Raw genomic sequence first — 15,540 nt, 5'->3', positions numbered from 1 at the left:
GATCCGACTACCCATTTGGGTTTTGAGCGTATTCCGTGGTGTCTAATTTGGCCCGTACAAATCACTGGGCGTTGAAAAACTCAGTAGATATTTCCAGTACGCTGAATGTCTATTGTACTCCTATTCCTTGAGGTGTTCCAGAATTTGAAGGAACCGGAAAGCAAGTTCGTTCCGTTGGGAGTACGTAGAAGATGCTACTTTTCGCAGGTTGTTGATCTTCTTGGAGTAGCGTCTATTTGTGACCAACTCTAGCTCACAACCAGATTGTTTCTCGAACTGGTCAGACGCCTTTTCCAGTTCCTCCATTGACTTCGGTGGGACATTTGGGCTCCAGAATTGGTACCGTTGAGACTCAGACGAACCGAACACTTGGCTAACGTAGGACTCTGCGTTCCGAAATTTACTTTCGACTTTCTCACCGTTTTCTCGGGAACTTCCGTATCCGAGGCCTCTGAGGTGGGTCGCGACCTCGCAAACAATGATTTCTCGCTTTCCACCGGGATGTATTCCGATAACGTCTACTTCCATTTGTTCGCCTTCAATCGGGGAATGCTGTCCATATGCGACTATCTCACACTCTTCTACCAATTTGAGATACGCGCCGACTAACATCTCACCGGCCTTCGGTTGATTTGCCATGTACTGTGATTTGAGCAATTCTGAATAAAGGGTTGGGTAGAGATTGAGGGCACAGTTGTTTCACTGGTTGAGCGTTGACGAAAATCATGTAGAGAATTTTGAAAGATGGACTACCAATGAGCGAGTTGCGAAATTAGCACTATGGACTTCTCAATGCTTCTGGTGGTAGCTCGCTCTCTCGGGGTTCATTTTCACCACCATTGTAGATCCAGACGATGTTATGCACGTCGAGCATTGTTGCAGTCTCATCGACACCGAGTTCATCACATGCCTGCTGAATGCTCTTTTGTAGCCGACGAAACGGAGGAATAATAACACCATACTGATCGGGACGAAATCCATTCTTGAATTCGGGAAGCGTACTCTTGTTTTCCAGGAACCCAGCCGTGCGCTGTGAGGGCAGCCCAAGCTGATCCTCCAACTCGGTGAACATGAGGAGTGATGTCGCCATTCGCTGGAGCGAACCAGGACCACGACTGGGCTGGTCAGTGATGTGAATCGTGTGCTCTCGGAACGCTCGAAGTCGTGTTATTGCGTTAACCGTGTCATCGAAAAAGAGGGACAGCAAGCTGCTTGCTTCTTCTGGAGCACTTTGGAAGTGTTCTACCACGTCGTCCCACGCGTACTTACCCCACTGACTGCCCATTATGAACTTTGTGACAGAACGGCTGAGATCCGCTGCGTCCTCATCCGTCAAATCCTCAAATAGCGGCTCAATTTCACAAGGGTCGAGATCATCGAGTACAAACTCCGAGCGAACCTGATTGTTGATATACTCTGCATATTGCTGCTTCCAGGACTCCCAGTATGTACCGCCCCAGAATTCAGGTTGATCTTCCCGCTCGTATGCGTTGTGCTTCTTTCCCCACGCATACGCATACACGATCTCGCTCTCGTCCACCAGAGCCACCTTTTTTGTTCGGCCGCTCATTCCCTCACTCCCACCGTATAGGAAGCGGTAGAACGGTCCGTACGGTCCGCGAAGCTGTGCTGACAGGTCTCGTGGGGAGAGAGTTGCGGCCGCACCGAATAGTTCCTCAAGTTCAACGCTCACCGGAACCTCGTGATCAGTTCCCGCAGTCGGATGTCCGACGGTAGTCTGATACCAGTCGGCGAACTCTTGAAACACAGCAATTCGATCTCTATACGATCCAGAAGCTGAAATGCCAAACACGGCGAGCCCCTCCTCAGCCTTTCTCGTGATGATCGCGGCTTCTTCTGGTGAGAGGCGCGAGTATAGCTCCCAGAGCGCCCTCTCCCAAATTAACTGGTCAGACCATGAGGGATCGTACTTCTCTGCTTCCTTGAACGTGCGAAGAAAGTCAGCGAAATCATCTGCACCCCCGGTGAAGGATTGGAGCAAAATATCAGCGTTAGGATTGTCATGTTCAACGACAGCGTCATCACACCAGAGCTCTCGAAAGGTTTCCTCAGAGGGGTTGTTTAGAAATGACCTATACCGGTCAATGAATTGTGCTTGCCGTGGTTGCTGAAAATTGAATCCGGGTCCCTCAGATTCGGTAGAAATCATCTTCCCCCAGGTTCGAATTGCCTGAGTTGCCCCGATCCGATAGTCCATATCAACCATACTGAAGGACTGCGGTCACGATATTAATAGGTACTGGCGGATAGTTCAGGAGCGGCCACGGATAACTACCAAGTCATATTTATTCGACAATTAAAATAGAGCTTGCAGAGTTGATCCAACTGGCCAATCACTCCAAGCTGATCTCTGTATTCGTCATATCAGACCCGGCTACGGATACGCATATACCATCTCCATCGGGAGATCACCCGTTGGATCTCCTGTATCGCCATGTGTCAACTCCTCAGGAAGCGCTTGTAGTGGTCCGGTTTTCGGACTGGCAGTAAGCGCTAACACGAACGCGTCGATCACGTCGTCATTACCCACCTCAGCCATGAGGTCGGTTGATGCATCACGGATGTCATCGATGATCGAACCGTCGATGGTTTCGAGTATCTCAATTCGTTCCCAGAAGGCGGGTGCTGGTTGTCCTGTCTTCGAGTACTCTGTGGCCGATTCCCCGTTCAACGCCCAGAAGCAGACTTCGGGATGAGCCTCACGGATCGTTCCAACGGCTTCTGGCTCTGTCTCGCAGAGGAACGAATCGAGCTCGGCAATCTTATCGGCGATACCCCACGACTGAACACCGAGACTCCCATCCGTGCGCTTCTCCTGCGTCTCCTTTGCGTCCTCGTAGCTCCCCTCGTGAACGGCAGCCCGGACGGGAACGGGAAACACGCTGGAGTGGCGGTTCGGACTGAGTTTCTTGCGAGCGGCGTCGTCACATGGTCGTTTCGCATTTGAGTTTTCTCGGAGACCGATTGGTACGTCGATCAAGATCTGTTCTGCCACTTCGCCGTGAGCCTGCCAAAGTTCCTGAATATGTTCGTAGAGATTGGTGTCTTCGTAGCCTTCCTCGTCGAACTGGACAGCGACCCATCCCGTTGAACACCCATCGACGCCGATGTACATGCTGTTCTCCTCGTATTCGCACCTATTTAATGTTCGAGTCGATAGTAGAAGTCCGGCGGTCTCCCCAAGTGATATTACTCAAAACACGAACTATGAATTGTATGTCGAAGACTGTCGGCGATCCCGAGCGCGCCGTCAACGTCCTCTTGTCGGTTGCACAACTGCTGAAAGAGCCACGGCTAGCAAGTCTCTACACGTTTGTTCTCCGTGAGGGTGATGCTAACATTGATGATGTCGTCGACAAATTGGAGATGCCGCGAACGACGGTGTACTCGGATGCCGGCACGCTCGTCGAACTCGGGGTGCTGACCCGAGACGAAGAGCACAGCACTCACACGTATTCGGCGCTCCCGATCCTTCTCACCACGAATCTTGACGGAGACGAGTACACGATTACGCCGACGTTCATCGAAGCCTTCGGCCGATCACCCCGAGATCAAGACCTTGATTTGTTGATCGAGAAGCACGGACTGGGGAAGCTTGCAACTGCGCTCACGTATGCGATCCCATACGCAGAAGGCGAGATGTCGGAACGGGTCGCAGCCCGGGAGCTAGACCTCCAGCATGCGTTCTCAATAGCCGTGCTCCAAGCGTTGAGCGACATCGTTATTGACATGAAGACGGTTGATCCACACTTCGACGAAATTCGGAACGCCCGTGAACAATCCCCAACGTTGGAGGACTGAGGACGGGAACGATGAACTGGTCCTTCGATCTGTTGAAGGAGTCAGTAGCGTGGGTGGCGGATACGAGGCTCTTCATCAAGTGTGGTCGTCAGTGGTATAACAAGTATACCGCACTCGAACGGTTCGTCCAACGGAACGATCTCACTTTCGTTATTCCGGAACGAGTCTACGAGGAACTTGGTGGTTCCCTGGATCGGAGTACGCCGCGGTGCGCTTACAGTGAGGAAAGCTGCAAGTTCTATTAAAAACAACTGCAACTCCCTCCGGCTGTAACTTAGCGACAGATCTGCGACTGTGAGTTCAACAATATCTGGACAGGGCGACTCTGTAGCACCAGTATTTTAAATCAACTCTGCATAACTGATCGTGACGCAATAATGTTGGATTTACAACAGTTAATCGTTCCGTGCGCAGTATACAAATAATCGGAAAACATTAATTCAAACTCTATACCTGATGCTTTCGACCAGTTCAGAAACAGCGACTAGTATTTAAGCAACGAACTTAGCTGCTCAGGCTTGCTAACGGGTGTTTCCGGGGGGGACCGTGACCGTGAGGACGAGCTATTATGATTGCCGGATTCGTTGATGACGTAACTCACGGCGAGGGTTTATACGTAACTGGATCAGATAATTAGGATTATAGGAATAATGGCTGAGCATCAAGATAATTTCTCGAACAAAACACGACATTCGAAACAAGAACGGGTAGACACCTTTACAACTCTCAATTCGGGGGCGACTGAGGAGATCGTCATCTCCCATCCCTGGAGTCCGGATAAGATCGAACAACTGAAACCGCTGCTGGTCGCTATGGCGCGAGAAAACTGGGCGAAATTTGAGGAAGATGAGAGTACTGGCGAACAGTGTATAGATGCTAATTTCGACGAAGCATTGTGTGATGTCACTGAGCTCGCGCTAGAATCGAATGGTTTTGATCAGAATCTAGATGACCTCCACAAGTTACGGGCATTGATGATTCAAATAGCCCGCGACCTCCACTTCGAAGAGGTAGCCCAGCATGTTTCCCAGTATTCGCGTGACGACCTCAAGCAGTACGGACTACGGTATGCGTATGAGAAATCGACATACAGGAAAACAGCAAAAGCATTGAAAAAAGAGGGCAAGTATGCGTTGTTGGTTGAGGCGTGTTTCGTCGCAGTCCATGCTTTGTTCTGGAACGGAGTACCGATTCCTGAGGGTGTTAAAGACAGGTATGACCTGTCGTACAATGCCGGGCCTGCTGCGTCTGATTTCCCGAAACCAGCACGGCAGTTAGCGCTCTACAATCTTGTAGAAGATCTGATACAGATCGTCGTTGAGAACCTTGACCTACAACGTGGTAACAACAAATCACGGGACCTCAGAACGTTACTCGGCATATTCGCCTATGCCGCGCATCACGAGCAAAGCATCGAAGACTACCATCAGTCTGCCCAGCACTCGTTTGATCTCAGTTCAGCGTTTTCTGCCACCACGATCCGTGACCACATCGATGATTTAAATCGATGGAAAGTCGGAGACATGTTCGACGATATCAACCAAGCACTGCTTGAATACATCATTGAGTCAGGGGTCGTGTCGAGACCATTGATGATCTCGTATGACCTGACGGACATTCAGAGTCTTGGACTGTCTGAGTACGAGAGTAGGTTCCTCACCGAGGACGGGCGGTGGAGATTTGCTTCGTTATCATTCACAGACCCTGCGATCGAATACTCATTTGGGCTACGGTTGCTGAAATCAGAAGCACCACGGGCACGAGAACTGGAGAATTTCCTGCGCGACTTGACCTCGATGGTAGAGGTAGAACTCTTCATGGCTGACCGCGGGTTCGATGGGGCTGAAGACATCAAAGCCTGCCGGAAGTTCGTTCCCGGTCACTGGGTGATTTGTGCACAAGACGACAGTGATCCTCAGGGGCAGAGCTCTGATTTCAGTCGTCTCCGTGCTGAACTTGAACCCGGCAAAACTGCTGTTCGTCCAAGTGCTGGGTACGCGAACCTGAAACCGCCAGTCAAGCTGATCGGGTATTCGGGCGCTGACGAAGACGATGAAAGTCCTGGCCCGATTCGGGCGTTCTATAGCGGTATTTCACTACCTGATGATGAGGATGAGCGAGAGGAGGAGATCACGACTATCAATTTTCGCTACAACCAGCGCGGGAAGATCGAGACAATGTTCCGCATGGCAAAAAACCAGTTCGATCTCTCGACTGATACGGATAAATCGATACGCAAAGCGTTCTACTTCCAGATGTCAGTTCTGCTCTACAACCTGTATAAGATAGTGCAAACCGTACCCGCTCCGCGAAGTGGCGTTGAACTCGACACGACTCCGTCGGAACTGTTAGAAGTGGTACAGAACCTCGCCTTTGACGGTCCAACAGCTCCAGACGCACTAACCTACCATCGGGGACACTACTAATGCCGATCCGCATAGACCCGGACACACTCCAGCAGGTGATTCGTCCAGGAGTAGAACTCCGGAAAGACAGTGAATGCCGCGTCGACATCAATTCAGACACGGTTCAGTTCAGGTCCATGTCAGAGAGTCATGAAGCGTATCTGGATTACTCGATTCCGCGATCAGCTTTTACTCCCTCAGAGGACCTCGGCACAGGTAACTACTGGACAACACTTGATCACATGCAGGACTTCGTGCGGCTCGTTACTAGCAACGAGGTCACCATTATAGCCCCTATGGAGGCAGCCAGCTCAAAGATAACTCTACAATCCGACACAGTCACGTATCAATACCCACCATTGGCGAGTAATGCAGCCCACCCCGTATACCGGGACAACTCCAGTCGCCTCTCGGCAGCTCCAGTTTTGGAAGTCACACTCCTCAACGGTGTCTTCACGCGTGCGGTCAACGCTGCGGCCCTCGTTGGTGAGAGCATGCGGATCCAAGTCACGTCAAACACTCGCAGCGTAGAATTCTCGGCTAGCAGTACTACTGGCGACTCCTTTTTATTCTCAACGCCCGTTGACCAAGTCATCGCTGCAGAACAGCCCACTGCCAGTCTCACAATAGCCATTGACCGGCTTCGGGATATTGTTGCAGCCATCCCTTCTGCCACTCCAGTTTCTTTACAGTTGATGAATGACTATCTCGTATACCGTGCTGAATTCCCCGTCCCAGACGCTGAAATAACCGTATACATCGCAGAGTACCTCGATAGTATCTATCGGTGAGAAAAATTGACGACACGCCGGAAATGAAAATCCGGTCGCTCCCCGGATCGAGACAAGAGTCATAAACGGGTGATGGATGTCGCTGACCCCCATGCTCTTCTCCGGTACATCAGAGACTACACAGACATGAAGACTGGCGGACTGGAACGCGTCTCCGACTCCGACGTAGAGCAATTTGAGAACGGGGTTGGCGATCCAGTATTCGAAGACGCAGCGACACTCCTCCAAATCGAACCGTAACTCATCAGCGGCTCCATTACCCGGTCACTCCAGTAACACATTCACACCGAAGACCAGATAACTGTCCCTACGGGGTGAATAAGTTGCTCAGTTCGCACTCTTCAGTAAGCGGCTGATTCCGTATTTTTAGATCGAAGCAACAGTGACCATCAGGCGGCACTCATCTTCTGTATTTAGTCCAATATTCCTGTTCGATACATCCCGAACTGGGCTTTCGATGGGCAGCTGACGGAAAGCATCCAAGCAACGTCAACGGACGACTTCTGAGAGCAGCTGGGTGACCATATCAGAACGTTCGAACCGCAGGCTAAAACGGACGTGTAGCGCGTATCACGCAGGCATTTATTGACGGACAGACGTAATGCTACGATATCATGCAACACGCGTTTCGAGTCGGGCAACAATACCGCGACACTGGCAGTTACCGCAACTCGAACGACCAGTTCCTACGGTGGATTCGCGGCCCGCTCGACACCGGCATCAAGAATACCGGCGGCATCCGTGATCTCGGTGCAGACCGGTCTGAGACGCCTGCGGCGTTAGTACTCGTCTCCAATGATAGCGGCATCTCACAGCACGACGATCCGTGGGAAGACACGCTCGCTGTCAACGCCGGGTACATCAGCTACTGGGGCGACGCAAAGGCCACGAACCCCTACGATGAGTCCGCGCAGAACCAGAAGATCAAAGCCGCCTTCGACAACGCTGCAGCAGGTTGGCGCGAAGAGGTCCCGCCCGTCCTCGTGTTCCGTAAACCCGAATCAGGTGTCGTTGAGTTCTGCGGGCTCTGCGTTCCCGACCACTTCGAGGTTCACGCATACCAGGCCGATGACGGGACACAGGTCCCGAACTACCAGTTCCACTTCTCGATCCTCAATACCAACGCCGTCCCCGTCACGTGGCTGCACGACCGCGCCCAGCGGAACGACGACAGCGAGGCACCGGGCGTCTGGCAGCAGTGGGTCCAGACCGGGGAGGTGGCCCAGTGGCCGACCGGAGAACCCCTCGATGCAAGCGGCCGGATTCGCCGCTATGAAACGTCCGAAATCACCGTGAGTGACGCCTTCCGGGCAGACATATTCGACCGCTACGACCACGCGTGTACCCTAACCGGCATTCGAGAAGGCGACCTGCTCGATCTCGCACACGTCCTCCCACGAAGTCAACACCCAGAACTTGCAGAACATCCGGAGAACGTTCTCGTATTGAACTCGCTGCATCACCGCGCATTCGACGCTGCGCTGTTCACCATCGACAGCGACTACCGCATCCAAGCAAGCCCCTCATTCGACCCGGCCCATCCGTTCCTCCGAGAAACGATCCTTGACCGGGATGGCAAACAACTCTCGTTCCCATCCACGGTTCAGATCCGGCCATCCTTCCTCGAAGAACTCAACACTGGCCTCTCGTGGCTATAGTTCATCCAGACAATGTGGGCCGGCTAGACTCTGTGTTGTATAGAGTCTCGCTCCATCGCCGATGCTGACTCAACCCACACATCTCAGTCAAGACGTGAAATCGCCCAACCCGCTCGCTCGCGCACTGTCTCGTCCAGATCGTTCTCTTTCATTTCTGCAAGCGTCTCGATAGGCACGCTCACGTACGCGTTCCCGATCAAGGAGCACACGTTCGCCCGGACTTCCGGACTCGGATCCTCTAATGCGGCCTCCAACCGGTCCTGTTGTGCTCGAATTGCAGCCGGATCTGCCTCACCTGCTCGCTGGAGCGCTATCGATGCGTTCACACGCGCCTGAATATTATCATCCTCCAACTGCGCGGCGATCTGATCAGCGTACTCGATCACGACCGCCGGGTGTTCTTGCGCAAGATCACCAAGCAACCCGACCGCATTATTTCGCACGCGTTTTGCGTCACAATCCAGGACTGCCACCAGCTCGTCCACGGTGGGCTCTGCGGCGTCCGGATAGTCCGACGCGATCTTCCCAAGCGCCGCTAACGCGTTCGTCTGCGTCGTCTCATCCTCACTCTGCATCGCTTCGATCAAGGCATCAATCGCCGGAAACACCTCTTCAGGATGCGCTCCCGCGACGCGGGAAAGTGCGTACACTGCGTAACTCTGTGTTGCCTCTGTCTCTGCCGTCGCCGCCGCTTCCAAGGCAGGGACGGCGTCAAGAACGCTCGCCGGGTCAGCCTCCGCTAACTCCATCAAGCAACGCGTCGCAGCCTGCTGGTACATCGAGTCCTGACTCGCGTACGCCGCCAGGTCTCCCACGTGATCTGTCAGTACCGCTGGCTCACTGGTGGCGGCCTCGTGGAGTGCTTGGAGCGCTGCTCGGTCGAGCGCGGTCGGCTCCTCAGATAGTAACACGAACGTCGTATCGACGGCGACCTTCCGAGCGTCGGCACGGCTCTCTACTGTGGTGATCGCCAAACGGAGCGCTTCACGTCGATCCACGTTCACCGCGTCCGTTGCCGCATCGGTCAGCATCGTTTGAAGCGTGGCTTTGTCTACCGACGCAGGGTCCTCTTCTAATTGCTTTCGCACCGCCGCAAACGCCGCCCCGGATAGCGGGTCAGCGAGACGCTCATATGGGACCGGCTGCAACGCTTCAACCTCGGGGAGCCGTACGGAAACCCGCTCGCCGTTCCCGACAGGCTCGAACCAGAACGCTGGCGGACCTTTCAACGGCGTCATCGACGGGCGGTCCGGTTCGAAATGCGTGACAAGATGTGTCTTCCGTTCACCGTCCGTCCGATGTGTGAGCTCGAACACGTATCCGTTAGCAAGGACCTCCCGAACTGCGTCACCGGATTCAAATCCGCCATCCGGACTCAAATCAGTTGAGGGCGGTGCTGACAGCCCGAGCTGTCCTTGGCGGACATGCTCGACGAAGTCCCACGCGTGGTAGTGCTCCCAGCCGTCGACATGCCCCAAATCGAGATCGTCAACGACGATGTACCCCTCGGCATCAGGGAACAACTCCGCGAGAATCCGGAGGCGTTCTTTACGTTCAGGCCACCACTCATACTCCCCGTAGTCGTCCTGCTCACCAAGCGCATCGACGTGGCCATCTCGCCGCCGGATAGACTCCACCGTGCCCGGAATATCCGCCTCCTCGACGAGGTCTTGATTCCCGATCGCCCAGACTTCATGATTGGCCTCGTGTGCCCAATATCGCACCCACTCCAATGGTACCGCTTCTCGCCGAGGATGTGGATTCAGATCCACTGTCCAGTCTCGGTCGAATGCCAAGACGTACATCACGCCACCTCTGGGAGTCGCTCGGCCACCATTTCGAGTTCGTCAGTGTCGCCGATAGCATTCAGCCACCGGTCCGGAAGCTCTGATGCTCCGAATCGTGCGCCAGCGACTGCGCCGGCAATCGCCCCAATCGTATCAGTGTCACCGCCACGATTGACCGCAGTCACAATCGCTTCCTCGGCACTGTCCTCACCGAGGCCATCGTAGAGTGCCGTCTGCAGCGAATGTACGACGTACCCTGACGTTTCCAGTGTACCGGGTGAGTCGCCGCGAGCGAGCGGTCGGAGTGCCGTCACGAGCTCATCAGGCGCGTCTGAACCGACATAATCAAGCGCGTCTTGCAACGGCGTCTCCGCCTCTTCGAGGAGGCCAGCAATCGTGAGGTTCAGTACTGCACAGCCATCAGTACATCGTGGGTCAGCGTGCGTGATTTGCGAGGACTGCCGACTCACTGCCGCGAGTCGATCCCAGTCCGTCGCGTATAGGATAGCAAGCGGTGGACACCGCATTACGCTCCCGTTCCCTGCGTTCTGGCCTTCGGAACTGTCCGCCCAGACCTGCTGGCCTGCCTCGTCCCACGCGTCGCCGCGTTTGAGACGCCTGAGTGATCGCCTCGTCATCCCTCCAATGTCGAACGGCCCGCTATCGTACCACGCAACGAACCGATCCGCTATGTCTGCCGGATCGAACGCCTGCTGTTCGACGAGACTACGAGCGATACACAGCGCCTGGTCGGTATCGTCAGTGATCGTCCCAGCAGGCTGATTCCATGTGCCGTGCCCGACCATCTCGTCGAGCCGTCCATGTTCAGCGGCAATCCGGTCGGCAGATCTGAACTCGACTGGCCGTCCAAGCGCATCCCCACATGCCAGACCAAGTAGGGTACCGCGAGCTTGATCACGGTTCATACGTCACCAAAGGATAGTAGTCTCAAAAGTGCAGGGTGACAGTCACTCGTCCGGTTTGGTTCCTGTGCGGAGATTCTCTCGATACTCCGCCCTGGCCTGGTACATCTCCACCCGTTCATCCTCTGTCATGGCGTCGTGCTCGTCCTCGTCGTAGAACGGAAGTTCCTCCTTTTCGGGCATCGCCATCAGTTGCCCAAGCGGGTACAGTTGCTCGTAATAGTGTTCAAGCACCCAGTCTTCACTATGCTCGTCGACGGCTTTCTGGATATATGGGGCGGCTTCCGGGTATTCGTCAGCGAATGACTTACTCATTATCCGTCGTGTGTTCTGGGAGTTATCTGGTTCTGTACATCCACGAGCCGATGGTCCGGTATGCGTAAATTCGGCGGGTGTATAGTTCAGATATTACTTTGTTCTGGAGGGAATTGACTGTTGGGTAGGTTTGCCAACCGATCGCCCGCTACGCTGGCACAATATTTATGTATTCAAACCCGACAATAATCGCTGTGAACGAACACGACGAACTGGTCGCAATGGCCGATGACGAGGCTGAAGACACGTTCGATTCGATCACCGATCTAGACAATATCAGCGACACAACCGTCCTTGCAATTACGTTCCTGTTGAGCGCGCAAGTCTCTCTCTCTACGCTCGTTCTGCAGTCAGAAACCATGGTCACCGGTGGCGTCCAGTGGCTGTTCGTTGCACTCGGTATCACTGCGATGGCGCTGATCTTTCTGAGTTTGAACGCGATCGTTAACTCGTTGCTTCCTGTCGGGTTCTATTCAGAAGGAGTTGGAGAGCCACTTCTCAGCCACCCCTGGCTCCCTTGGTACGGAACTTCGGCCGAGCAGTACGACTCCGTAATGAAGATGCGCGACGGGGGTCACGACGATTTGGACCAGTCAACATACGAGTCATTTGTCGCCGATTTCGTCGCAGACTACGGGAGCGCGGACCGCGTTGAGGACTACGACGAGTTCCGCTTGGCGAAACTCTATCATTACAAACAAGTTGGAAAACGAAAGGCACAGTATGCAGGTCGTGGCCTTGCTTGGCTCCGTCTCGCCGTCTTACTGTTCCTCATACAGTTCATCGTCGCCTTCATCGGCGTTATCCTGTTATGACGCGGGTCGCCATCCTGACCGACCTTCATTACAACAAATCTGCACCCGAGCAGCTCACAGCTGAACTCCAGAAAGCAGTTTTCAGATTCGAAGAACGGATCCAGCCCGACCGAGTCGTGGTGCTCGGCGACATTGTCCACGAAGTAGACGCGGCTGCGACAGACCGTGAGAATGCAGTGACTATCCGTTCGATTCTAGATGAGATTTCCTGCCCAGTGCGGTACCTGCCTGGAAACCACGACGCGGTTCACCTCTCGATCGCGGACGACTGGCCCGAATTATTCGGTCACGAAGCCTGGGGGATCGACACTGACGCGTCGCTAGTGTATCTTGACTCGACGGCCCCGCACCTCGACGGTGGTCGTGGCGAGATCGGTGAAAGACAGTTACGGGCACTCCGGGACGCACTAGAGGATCTCTCGGATGCTCTCGTCTTCGTACATCACCCAGTCCACGAGTGTGATGTCAGCAATAACCGGTGGTTTGCCGACCGCCCGGAGGAGGCGTTCTGTGCTGACGGAGCGGCGGTTCGCAACGCTTTGGCAATGACTGATGCAGTCGCAGCGACGTTCAACGGCCACCTCCACGAATTCGGGTATGTTTGCTCCGGGGGCATTAGCCATTTCACCGTCGACGCATTCAACAAGCAATTAACCCCCAATGAGGCGTTCGGTGCGTACGCCATAGTAGATCGTAAAGAGGATCTCCGTGTTCGATTCGTCGATGGAGGCGGTAGAGAGAATACTTGGTATCGCCGCCTGTAGCCAATCAGTACTGGCACTCACGTATCAGGGCTTGCTTGAACAAGAAACACCGAGGAGGGGATATCTTCCGCGACGCGTTTTGCTGCGGTCTGGAACTCTGCTTTGAACTTCTGTTTCTCTACAGCGTTCGAGAAGCATTCAGTGTACGGCGTGAGGCCAACGTTCGTGAAATCACGAACGAGATCGTACACATCCACTTCGATATCGACGCGGTCAATCGACGGGTTCCACCGTCGGTTACTGAGTGCAGATTCGAGTTCTGACTGCTCGAAGAAGTCGATCGGGTAATCAAAACGCTCAAAGGTTCCTTCGTACTTCATCATCGTCGCAGCCTCTCTGGTGCTCTCTCGAAGCTTTGCGGTGAACGACGGCGGTGCTTGCTGAATTAGCAGTGCCCCGTTGTCTGCGATTACGGTGCGAGCGTCAGTCAGTGTCTCTAAATACGATGACTGGGAGTACAGCGGTGAATTCAAGAAAATAAGGTCGAACGGCTTGTCCGGTCGGAGACGCTCGACAGATGTCCGCTTGAACGTAGCGTTCGATAGTGCCCCGTCTTTCGCTGATTTGAGCGCATCAGGTGCAGTGTCGATACCGACGAACTCCACTGCTGGCCACTCCTCGGCCAGTTCGGTCGTCAAATCCCCGGTTCCACAACCGATTTCGAGGACACGTATCGCTTCCATGTTGGGCGATTCAAGACACGATACAGCTTTCCGTTTCAACGGCCGCGACCGGCGGTACTGGGTGTCGGTATACTCATATAGTGTACGTTTCGACCACGAGGCCCGGTCGTCTCGCTCAAACTTATCAAAACACTCGACTGCAAGCAGTTGCACTAGCGTCTGATTGTAGGGGTGTTGGTGATTCCCGTACGCTTCTGCGAAAAATTCGAGCGCCTCCGCGTAAAACCCCTCGTCCAGGTCGGCCGCCGCCTGGTTAAAATCGTGTACGTCGTCAGTATCGATCACTGACGAATCCGGACGGACGTAGACATCCTGCGGTGCGTTCAACCCACGCAGGGAGCGGCTGGGGACGTGGTACATCGCAGTCTTGTCACGGACGGTCTCGTATGTGTCCTCGTCCACGATTACTTGCGCGTCGAAGTCTTTACACAACCCTTCAAGTCGTGCGGCAAGGTTGACGTTCTCACCGAACACCGTCCGATCCACGTCGCCGACGTCAACCCGGCGGATTCGACCTGTAGCGATTCCGAACCCCATCTCCAGCTCGAACGGAGCTTTTGACCGTATATTCGGCAGGACAGTCTCAAGGATATCGACAGCACACGCTACCGCATTCTGTGAAGCGTTCTCGTCGGTCCAGACAGCCATGATGCCGTCCCCAAGCAGTTTATCTACTTCTCCCTGGAACTCCTCTGCGACCGTGCGCTCAATTTCTTGGAACAGTTCGTTGATCGTCGCGTACGCACCGTCGTACAACTGAACAATACTCGTGAAATTGCGAATGTCGCCGAACAGAACCGCAGCATTGGTGAGATACTCTTCTTCGGCGTCAGCCTCAGGTGTCTCAGCCAAATCTGACGGGAGCGATGATGGGTCGCCGCGTATCTCCTCCAGGTCGAGAAATAGTGCGGTGTCGAGCGTCTTGTAGTTGGTTTCCTCGATGATATCCAGCTCCGGATGATCGGAGAGGACCTGTTTGAACGCGTCCCGGTTCGTTCTGAGCGTCACTGAATTCGTGTCCAGGGCCGCTGCAACCTGTGATTGGGTGCAGTCGTCTTGATCGCTGATCCGACAGGCAAGGTATAGCGCAGTCGAGGCCGCACCCTTCGCAGTGACTGCCCCGACGGTCGACGGTTCCACTACCCGAACTGCACCAAGGATATTCTCAGCAACCGTCGCAGTCTCGTCTTCCAGGCCAAGATCTGTCGTGGCCCGTGTGACGAGCCCTTCCGGAGCCGTTGGGCGAGTCTTGATGGCCAGCGCGCGTGAAATATGGTTGAAAGCTCGCCCGACGGATGAGTGACTGAACGGTTCACCGACATCCGGATCCGGATCGATCGGCGACCAGGCATCGACAACCTCCGTCATCGTCACCGCCACTTCCTCCTGCCGACACGCAACAAGCAACACCGCTGCCCCGACGTTGTCCACGCCATGTGAGTGAACAGAGAGTTTCTCTGCAGCCGTCCGCAGAATTTCCATCGCCCGGTTCTTGGTGTCCTGGGACAGATCAAGCGCTGTTCCAGCACTTGTGAGGGGGTCAATAAGATTCGATACGTCTTTTTTGCTGACCATTT

General features: G+C 54.4%; 13 protein-coding genes and 1 pseudogene. 7 read left to right on the top strand and 7 right to left on the bottom strand.

What is annotated here, in order from left to right; genetic code table 11:
- Positions 1 to 120: 120 nt before the first annotated feature.
- From AArcS_RS08655 to AArcS_RS08645, 3 genes are all read right to left on the bottom strand, one after another.
- Positions 121 to 639, bottom strand: a complete 519-nt coding sequence (locus AArcS_RS08655; RefSeq protein WP_238477022.1) for a hypothetical protein — start codon at positions 637 to 639, stop codon at positions 121 to 123.
- Positions 640 to 778: 139 nt separating this feature from the next.
- Positions 779 to 2,227 carry a hypothetical protein gene (locus AArcS_RS08650; protein ID WP_238477021.1) on the bottom strand — a complete coding sequence of 483 codons (1,449 nt, stop codon included), beginning with the start codon at positions 2,225 to 2,227 and terminating at the stop codon, positions 779 to 781.
- A 168-nt stretch (positions 2,228 to 2,395) separates the two neighbouring features.
- The gene (locus AArcS_RS08645) at positions 2,396 to 3,136 is read right to left on the bottom strand and encodes a DUF429 domain-containing protein (protein WP_238477020.1); all 741 of its coding nucleotides are present in this window, start codon (positions 3,134 to 3,136) and stop codon (positions 2,396 to 2,398) included.
- Positions 3,137 to 3,237: 101 nt separating this feature from the next.
- On the opposite strand from AArcS_RS08645, the gene AArcS_RS08640 reads away from it, so the two are divergent.
- The 5 genes and pseudogenes from AArcS_RS08640 to AArcS_RS08620 all read left to right on the top strand — a co-directional run bounded on the left by AArcS_RS08640 (position 3,238) and on the right by AArcS_RS08620 (position 8,676).
- Positions 3,238 to 3,822 carry a DUF7437 domain-containing protein gene (locus tag AArcS_RS08640; RefSeq protein WP_238477019.1) on the top strand — a complete coding sequence of 195 codons (585 nt, stop codon included), beginning with the start codon at positions 3,238 to 3,240 and terminating at the stop codon, positions 3,820 to 3,822.
- 11 nt (positions 3,823 to 3,833) lie between these two features.
- Positions 3,834 to 4,028, top strand: a pseudogene (locus tag AArcS_RS15965) (PIN domain-containing protein); the annotation flags it as partial.
- A gap of 444 nt (positions 4,029 to 4,472) precedes the next feature.
- Positions 4,473 to 6,248: a transposase gene (locus AArcS_RS08630; protein WP_238477018.1), complete on the top strand. Its 1,776-nt coding sequence runs from the start codon at positions 4,473 to 4,475 to the stop codon at positions 6,246 to 6,248.
- The gene (locus AArcS_RS08625) at positions 6,248 to 7,018 is read left to right on the top strand and encodes a beta clamp domain-containing protein (protein WP_238477017.1); all 771 of its coding nucleotides are present in this window, start codon (positions 6,248 to 6,250) and stop codon (positions 7,016 to 7,018) included. The genes AArcS_RS08630 and AArcS_RS08625 overlap by 1 nt, the downstream gene beginning before the upstream one ends.
- Before the next feature lie 614 nt (positions 7,019 to 7,632).
- A complete protein-coding gene (locus tag AArcS_RS08620; protein WP_238477016.1) occupies positions 7,633 to 8,676 on the top strand; it encodes an HNH endonuclease in 1,044 nt (347 codons plus the stop codon).
- An 83-nt stretch (positions 8,677 to 8,759) separates the two neighbouring features.
- On the opposite strand, the gene AArcS_RS08615 is transcribed toward AArcS_RS08620, so the two are convergent.
- The 3 genes from AArcS_RS08615 to AArcS_RS08605 are packed head-to-tail and all read right to left on the bottom strand — an operon-like array spanning position 8,760 to position 11,701.
- Positions 8,760 to 10,481: a HEAT repeat domain-containing protein gene (locus AArcS_RS08615; protein ID WP_238477015.1), complete on the bottom strand. Its 1,722-nt coding sequence runs from the start codon at positions 10,479 to 10,481 to the stop codon at positions 8,760 to 8,762.
- On the bottom strand, positions 10,481 to 11,389 hold the full coding sequence (locus AArcS_RS08610; RefSeq protein ID WP_238477014.1) for an ADP-ribosylglycohydrolase family protein: 909 nt from the start codon (positions 11,387 to 11,389) through the stop codon (positions 10,481 to 10,483). Before AArcS_RS08610 ends, AArcS_RS08615 begins: the two co-directional genes overlap by 1 nt.
- A 42-nt stretch (positions 11,390 to 11,431) precedes the next feature.
- Complete coding sequence (locus tag AArcS_RS08605; protein ID WP_238477012.1) at positions 11,432 to 11,701, bottom strand: DUF8110 family protein; 270 nt, start codon at positions 11,699 to 11,701, stop codon at positions 11,432 to 11,434.
- A gap of 194 nt (positions 11,702 to 11,895) precedes the next feature.
- On the opposite strand from AArcS_RS08605, the gene AArcS_RS08600 reads away from it, so the two are divergent.
- Positions 11,896 to 12,516, top strand: coding sequence for a hypothetical protein (locus AArcS_RS08600; RefSeq protein ID WP_238477011.1), 621 nt, complete (start codon positions 11,896 to 11,898; stop codon positions 12,514 to 12,516).
- Positions 12,513 to 13,280 carry a metallophosphoesterase family protein gene (locus tag AArcS_RS08595; RefSeq protein WP_238477010.1) on the top strand — a complete coding sequence of 256 codons (768 nt, stop codon included), beginning with the start codon at positions 12,513 to 12,515 and terminating at the stop codon, positions 13,278 to 13,280. Before AArcS_RS08600 ends, AArcS_RS08595 begins: the two co-directional genes overlap by 4 nt.
- Positions 13,281 to 13,297: 17 nt before the next feature.
- Here the strand turns inward: AArcS_RS08595 and AArcS_RS08590 are convergent, their stop codons facing one another.
- A complete protein-coding gene (locus tag AArcS_RS08590; RefSeq protein ID WP_238477009.1) occupies positions 13,298 to 15,538 on the bottom strand; it encodes a methyltransferase domain-containing protein in 2,241 nt (746 codons plus the stop codon).
- Positions 15,539 to 15,540 lie beyond the last annotated feature (2 nt).

It is taken from the genome of Natranaeroarchaeum sulfidigenes (assembly GCF_017094485.1).
Lineage (GTDB): Archaea > Halobacteriota > Halobacteria > Halobacteriales > Natronoarchaeaceae > Natranaeroarchaeum > Natranaeroarchaeum sulfidigenes.
Note: the sequence above shows the minus strand (reverse complement) of the source record. Positions and strands in the feature narration are given on the sequence as shown.

Excerpts from the sequence above, each read along its gene's own strand:
- AArcS_RS08650 (WP_238477021.1), bottom strand. The coding sequence starts at position 2,227 with ATGGTTGATATGGACTATCGGATCGGGGCAACTCAGGCAATTCGAACC.
- AArcS_RS08590 (WP_238477009.1), bottom strand. The coding sequence starts at position 15,538 with ATGGTCAGCAAAAAAGACGTATCGAATCTTATTGACCCCCTCACAAGT.
- AArcS_RS08620 (WP_238477016.1), top strand. The coding sequence starts at position 7,633 with ATGCAACACGCGTTTCGAGTCGGGCAACAATACCGCGACACTGGCAGT.
- AArcS_RS08645 (WP_238477020.1), bottom strand. The coding sequence starts at position 3,136 with ATGTACATCGGCGTCGATGGGTGTTCAACGGGATGGGTCGCTGTCCAG.
- AArcS_RS08615 (WP_238477015.1), bottom strand. The coding sequence starts at position 10,481 with ATGTACGTCTTGGCATTCGACCGAGACTGGACAGTGGATCTGAATCCA.
- AArcS_RS08625 (WP_238477017.1), top strand. The coding sequence starts at position 6,248 with ATGCCGATCCGCATAGACCCGGACACACTCCAGCAGGTGATTCGTCCA.
- AArcS_RS08605 (WP_238477012.1), bottom strand. The coding sequence starts at position 11,701 with ATGAGTAAGTCATTCGCTGACGAATACCCGGAAGCCGCCCCATATATC.
- AArcS_RS08595 (WP_238477010.1), top strand. The coding sequence starts at position 12,513 with ATGACGCGGGTCGCCATCCTGACCGACCTTCATTACAACAAATCTGCA.
- AArcS_RS08630 (WP_238477018.1), top strand. The coding sequence starts at position 4,473 with ATGGCTGAGCATCAAGATAATTTCTCGAACAAAACACGACATTCGAAA.
- AArcS_RS08655 (WP_238477022.1), bottom strand. The coding sequence starts at position 639 with ATGGCAAATCAACCGAAGGCCGGTGAGATGTTAGTCGGCGCGTATCTC.
- AArcS_RS08640 (WP_238477019.1), top strand. The coding sequence starts at position 3,238 with ATGTCGAAGACTGTCGGCGATCCCGAGCGCGCCGTCAACGTCCTCTTG.
- AArcS_RS08610 (WP_238477014.1), bottom strand. The coding sequence starts at position 11,389 with ATGAACCGTGATCAAGCTCGCGGTACCCTACTTGGTCTGGCATGTGGG.